Consider the following 6,032-nt stretch of genomic DNA (forward strand, 5'->3'; position numbering starts at 1 on the left):
GCAATCCCAACCCCCATTGAAAGGCGGACCATGCCCACCTTGACCATCGACGGTTTCGAACAGCATCGGCTTCCCGGTGCCGACGGGATCAGCCTCGACGTCGCCGTCGGCGGCAGCGGGCCGGCGCTCGTGCTGCTCCACGGTTTCCCGCAGACCAAGCTGATGTGGCGTACCGTCGCCCGGCAGCTCGCCGACCGGTACCGGGTGATCGTGCCCGACCTGCGCGGCTACGGTGCCAGCGACAAGCCGGAGGCGGCCGCCCCCGACGCCTACTCCAAGCGCACGATGGCCCGCGACATCGTCGCCGCCGCGGCCGCCCTGGGTGCCGACCGGTTCGCGCTGATCGGCCACGATCGCGGCGCGCTGGTCGGCGTACGGGCTGCCCTCGATCATCCGGAAACCGTTACCCACCTCGGAATCCTGGACGTGCTGCCGACGATGGACACCTGGGACGTGCTGCACGGGGTCGACGCGACAGTGGCCTGGCACCTCTATCTGATGGCGCAGCCACCGGGGTTGCCGGAGCGGATGATCACCGCGGTCGCCGAGGACTTCTTCGCCTCCTTCCTGAACGCCTGGGATCCGAGCGGGACGACCTTCCCGCCCGAGGTACGCCGCCACTACATCGACAGTTCCGCGGCCGCGGTGCCGTCGATCGTCGCGGACTACCGGGCGACCGCGACCATCGATCTGGCGCAGGACCGGGCCGATCGTGCCGCTGGCCGGCAGCTCGCGATGCCGGTCGGCGTGCTGTCCCAGGACTGGGGAGCGCAGCTCGGGTTCGACGCGCTGAGTCTGTGGCAGGCCTGGGCGCCCGGGGCGACCTATCAACCGATCGCGGCCGGCCATTTCATGGCCGAGGAGCAGCCGGATCAGGTGGCGGCTTTCATCGACGAGCTGGTGCGGCGCTGAGCCGGCACCTCAGTCGAGGATCACGTTCTCCCCGGCGTCCTCGAGGGCCTGCAGGCCGTCCCGCATCGCCTGGATCTGGTCCGCGCTGTGTCCCGCCCAGTCGTCCAGTTCGCGGATCACGCGGACCGGTTCGGTGCTGCGGAAGGAGCGGGTCGGATTGCCCGGAAATCGTTTGTCGGTGACGTTCGGGTCGTCGTGGTACGCCCCGGTCGGTTCGACGACGTAGATCCGCCCGGGCCCGTCGCCGCGGGCCAGCTCGGCGCCCCAGACCGCCGAATCGAGGGTTTCGGTGAAATAGACGTGGTGCAGTTTCCGGCCGGTCTCGAAATTCGATTCGTGCCCGGGCGCCAGCAGGTCACCGGGTGCGAACTCGGTCCTGGTGCCGTGCAGGAAGACACCGGGCTGGAAGACCTCGAACGGAACGGGTTGGTGCATCAGAACAGGGCCGCGACCTCGTCGGCGTCGACCTTCGCCAGCGACTTGTGCCGCCACTTCGGCTTGTCGCCGCGGTCGACGAGCTGGGCGCGTACTCCCTCGCTGAAATCCGGATCGCCGGCGAAATGCGTTGCCAGCTTGAGATCCTGGGCGAGCACCTCGGGCAGCGACAGGTCCGCCGCCCGGCGCAGCGCGGCCAGCGTGACCGCGACCGAGAACGGCGAGCGGGCCTCGATCTGCTCGGCCGCCTGCTGCGCCGCCGGATCGGAGTGCTTCTGCAGCCGCTTCAGGATCGCGGCCGCGTCGTCCCCGGTGAAGGATTCGGCGATCCAGGCGGCGCCGAAGGATTCCGGTTCGGGGTTCGGCGGGAACGGCGGCAGCACGCCCCCCGCGGCCACCGCCGCCAGGTGGGCGTCGATGTCGTCCTGGGCGATCAGGTGGTCCGCCAGGCCGGCGGCCAACGTGTCACCGGGGCCGATGGTGCTGCCGGTCAGCGCCAGGAAGGTGCCGAACTCATCCGGTACGCGGGCCAGCGAGTGCAGCACACCGACATCGGGGAAGAAGCCGATGATGGTCTCCGGCATCGCCACCTTGGTCCGCTCGGTGACCAGCCGGATGCTGCCGTGGGTGGACACCCCCATGCCGCCGCCCATCACGATGCCGTCCATGATCGCGATGTAGGGCTTGGGGTATTCGGCGATCAACTGGTTGAGCCGGTACTCCGCCTCCCAGAATTCGACGGGCGCGGTGGACTTCGGATCATCCACCAGGGCCTGCCGCAGCGCCTTCACATCCCCACCGGCGCAGAGCCCGCGCTCCCCGGCGCCCTGGATCGACACCGCCTTGATCGCCGGGTCCTCGGCCCAGCGCTCCAGCTGGTCCAGCATCGCGACGCACATCTCGGCGGTCAGCGAGTTGATCGCCTTCGGGCGGTTCAGCAGCATCCGGCCCAGGTTGCCATCGTGGGCGAAGAGCACCTGCTCGCTGCCGGTACGCCCCGGCGCGTAGTCGATCTCGTGATCCATGCCGCTGAGTCTGCCAGTCAGCTTCGGGGACGAACAGGCAGGGCTGCGCCAAGCTGACGGAAGTAGTTGTGCCGGGTCCATGATTCATGATCGCCGATCACATAGAGCCGACGCTGCGCCCTGCTGGCGGCAACGTTGACGAGGTTCACCGTCGACGCAGCCCACGCCTTGGCGCCCGGACTGTCGGGGTCACCACCGAGGACGAGAAACACGACCGGTGCCTCCCGTCCCTGCGCGGTGTGAATGGTGCCTGCACGTAGACCCGGATACTCGGACTTCAGAGATGCCAGGCGATCCGCGACTGCCCGGAAGGGTGAGATAGCAATAACCTGGGACGGATCGACGTCGTGATCTCGCAGGTAGTCGAGGCCGCGCTGCAGGCGCTCGATCTGATTCTCTTGAAGATGGGTGCCGGATGTCTCCGCAGCGCTGTCAGCCCAGTAACTGGCGGCGAGCGATTCGGGGCGATCGAGAGCGAACCGATCCAGCTCGTTCGGGTCGACAGCCGGTCGCTGGACGCCGTTCACCATGATGTTGTTGTAGGCGATCTTGTTGCAGAGCGTGAACATCGGGTCATCGCAGCGACGGTGAACCTTCAGCGGGGCGCTCACCCACACAGGGTCCTCGCCCTGCTCAAGATAGGTCCCGTACGGAGCAATACGATCGGCCAGTGTCTGAACCGAGGCCAGTGGGGGGAGCCAAGTCGAGGAGATCCGGTACGCCGCTGCGATGTCGCGTTCGACCTTCTGGGGGATCGTCACCACCGGCTGCAACTGAAGTGGGTCACCCACCACGACGCACCGTTTGGCGCGCCATATCGCGCCGACGGCGTACTGTGGAGGCGCTTGTCCGGCTTCGTCGATCAACAACCAGCCGATCGTTTCGGGCCCCAGTTGGCCGAACATCCGGCCGACCGACGCGAAGGTGGTCGAGACGAGTGGAACCACCAGGAAGAAGAGCTGCCAGGCGGCTCTCAGCGCCTCGGGTGCCAGATTGTGCGGATAGCGCCCAGCAACCACCTCGATCGCTCCACGCAGACCATTGAGCATGTCCTTTGCGGCGCTGGCGAAGAAATCTTGGTGGAGTTGAAGCGCGGCCAGGAAGAGATCTGACCGTGCGGCGTCCAGCTCCGGGTCGAGCCATGGGGCATGAAGCTCGCGTCGGTCACCGACCCAGCTCTCGTCGGGATAGCCGGCAGCCAACCGCTGCCGGTCTGCTGCGCACGTGCTTCTCAGCTCGGACAACGAAATTCGGGTCCGGGACAGCTCATCATCCAGTCGGTGTGCTGAGCCCGCTAGTTGGTGCACGCGTTCCCGCAGGCCTGTCCCGTACGTCGCGATCTCGAGTTGCGTCCGCTCGGCCACAGCGAGTTCGTCGGCCAGGGGAGTCAGTCTCTGACGCCACTCACGGTTGGCTCGCCCCAGTGTGAAGATCGCTTCCAGCACACCGGGTTTGGCAGCCAACTCACGATCGTATCTGCCCAGGGCCTCGTGACGTCTGGTGAGCGCGTCGGCCTCAATCAGCTGGTGGTAGTTGACATCCGATTTCGCTTGTTGCAGATCGCGGTGCGCAGTGCCCAGTTCCGCCGCGAGCTGATGCTCTCTGAGTAGGCACTTCGGGAGCGCGCTGAGGCGGTCGGCAGCTTCTCGACGCTCGGCGACCAGGGCTGCTACGCGTCTCTCGGCGCGTGAGAATTCGGCCTTCGCCTGATCCCAGGTCTTGTGGGGATGTGAGTCGTGGAGCTGCTGGTTCAACCAGGACTGCATTCGCTGACTGCCCGCGTCTGCTGTCTCACCAGTCGAGGGGCCGGCGTTGTCGAACCAGAACGACGACCGGAAGGATGCCCGGTTGAGCTTGTTTCCCAGTTTCGCGGCGACGAGGCCCCACGCCTCAGGCGACGGCACGGACTCTTCGGTGTCGTCCCTGGGGGCCTCCTTCAGTATCCCGGTGGCGATGCTGGCGAAGTAGTCAGCGCTCCCTCGCCAGTTCTGGTGGATCGCATGTTCGGAGGGGATCTCTGCGGTGACGTTCTCGACCGCGGCGTTGTTGGCGGAGGCGACGACCATTTCGAAACCGGTCAGCTCCGGTTTGAGTTGACGAACGAACCGACCGTGACCGTCCGAGTCCCACTTGTGGGTGACGGAGGTGAACGCGTCCCGTGGGTCCTTCAAGCGGGATAGGTGACGAGCTCGTTCGACCACGTTGCCGGCCAAGATGTCGCGCAACATGGTGGTCTTTCCGGTACCCGGTGGCCCGTTCACACCCAGCATGCCGCTGGTCGGTGCCAGATCGTGGAGGGCTTGATTGACTGCGAACTGTTGGCTGAGCGCCAACGCGTGCTCAGGGTTCGATGGCCAGCGGCCATAGGGAGTCCGTCCTGGATTGGTGCCAGCGTCGACAACGTCGGGCCGCTCGATCACGTCGATCCGGAGCCTCATGTCGATGTCTGCATCGGCGGTCAGATATGCAGTCAACGCTGCCCCGATCGGCTGCCCGTCGCCGACAGCGTCGCGTGCCAGCGCGAGGTCGTCCAGGAAGAAGCTGTTCAAGAAGTCGTTGTCCGCACCGTCTTCCGATCTATCGGCGGAGACGGCTACGGACTGGATGATGACCCGGTTTGTCGCGAGAACGTCTTCGGAACTGATGCCGGCCGCGGTACGTGCGATCTGGACGAGTCTGAGAATGGATTCGGAGTCTTGGCGCGGAGGTTTCTCGGTCTCTGCCTCCTCGCGGCGAGCACCCTCGAGCTTGTCGACCGCCTCAATGAGCGCCGTCCCGGCTGCTGGGAATCCCTCGGCCCACCGCGGGTCGTGGTGCCCGGGATCGTCGATGCGGCCCACTGCCCAGAGAGCGGATGACAACACGGCAGATTGCGGGACATAACGCCCCTGATGGTCCACCAACAGCGCGGCGCATGCGCTCTGACCGCCGGGTCTCTCGTCGTAAGCATCGGGATCGACGGCGAACATCCGATGCAGCCGGTCATACGTGTCTTCCAGCGTGTACACGCCCAGGTAGACGGTGTGTCGCCACACTCTGCGGGTCTTGCCCCGCGGCGTAGGAGGTCGAAGGGCGTCCCAGGGCAGCGGATCCTCGGGCCGCCACTCGATGACTCGTGGATCCCGTGGCCCGGACGCTCGGGAGGTCGGCTTGGGCAACTTTTGAGGGCTGAACAGCTCCAGCATCCACCAGAACTGCAGGATCTGCTGCTTCTCAGCAGCGGCGCGGGGTGCCTGCATGGCCACAGTCTGTACCTCCGGGCGGCCACTCGCTGTTGTTCTCCGGAACTCGCCTCGCGGACAGGGGTCCGCGATCCTCTCGATGCACAATGCCGGTTATTCGGGCGCCGGGTGGCCGGGGGCCAGGCCTGATCGGGGATCACTCCACTTCGCGGCTTAACTCTCACTCCGCGGCTTGCATGCGGTCCGCAGAGTGACAGTTGAGCCGCAGAGTGGGGAACGGCCGGCAAGGGAAGAGGATGGCGCTGGGTGGGCTCTGCGGGAACCTGGCTTCGACTCGCTGGCGCTCGCTCAACCGGCGTGACAGCTCAGCTCGGGTCAGCTCATCTCGACACAGTGAGGATGGTGGTGGGGGTCCGGTGGCCTTGGGGATGATGTCTTTGGGGTCTGGGTTGTTCGTTTGACCGATCTCGACACTGGC

Annotated in this window: 4 protein-coding genes; 1 reads left to right on the forward strand and 3 read right to left on the reverse strand. The window is 66.2% G+C overall.

All coding sequences use genetic code 11. The features are described from left to right. Positions 1-30 precede the first annotated feature (30 nt). A complete protein-coding gene (locus C8D81_RS14605; RefSeq protein WP_094432703.1) occupies positions 31-912 on the forward strand; it encodes an alpha/beta fold hydrolase in 882 nt (293 codons plus the stop codon). A gap of 9 nt (positions 913-921) precedes the next feature. Here C8D81_RS14605 and arr read toward each other — a convergent pair whose 3' ends face one another. Genes arr through C8D81_RS14620 form a run of 3 tightly spaced genes read right to left on the reverse strand, consistent with a single transcriptional unit; the run spans position 922 to position 5,611 of the window. Continuing rightward, a complete protein-coding gene (gene arr, locus C8D81_RS14610) occupies positions 922-1,347 on the reverse strand; it encodes an NAD(+)--rifampin ADP-ribosyltransferase (protein WP_172421950.1) in 426 nt (141 codons plus the stop codon). Further along, complete coding sequence (locus tag C8D81_RS14615; protein ID WP_094432701.1) at positions 1,347-2,372, reverse strand: enoyl-CoA hydratase/isomerase family protein; 1,026 nt, start codon at positions 2,370-2,372, stop codon at positions 1,347-1,349. The genes arr and C8D81_RS14615 overlap by 1 nt, the downstream gene beginning before the upstream one ends. 17 nt (positions 2,373-2,389) lie before the next feature. Further along, positions 2,390-5,611, reverse strand: a complete 3,222-nt coding sequence (locus C8D81_RS14620) for a DEAD/DEAH box helicase (protein ID WP_094432699.1) — start codon at positions 5,609-5,611, stop codon at positions 2,390-2,392. Between the last annotated feature and the right edge of the window lie 421 nt (positions 5,612-6,032).

It is taken from the genome of Enemella evansiae, assembly GCF_004362375.1.
Lineage (GTDB): Bacteria > Actinomycetota > Actinomycetes > Propionibacteriales > Propionibacteriaceae > Enemella > Enemella evansiae.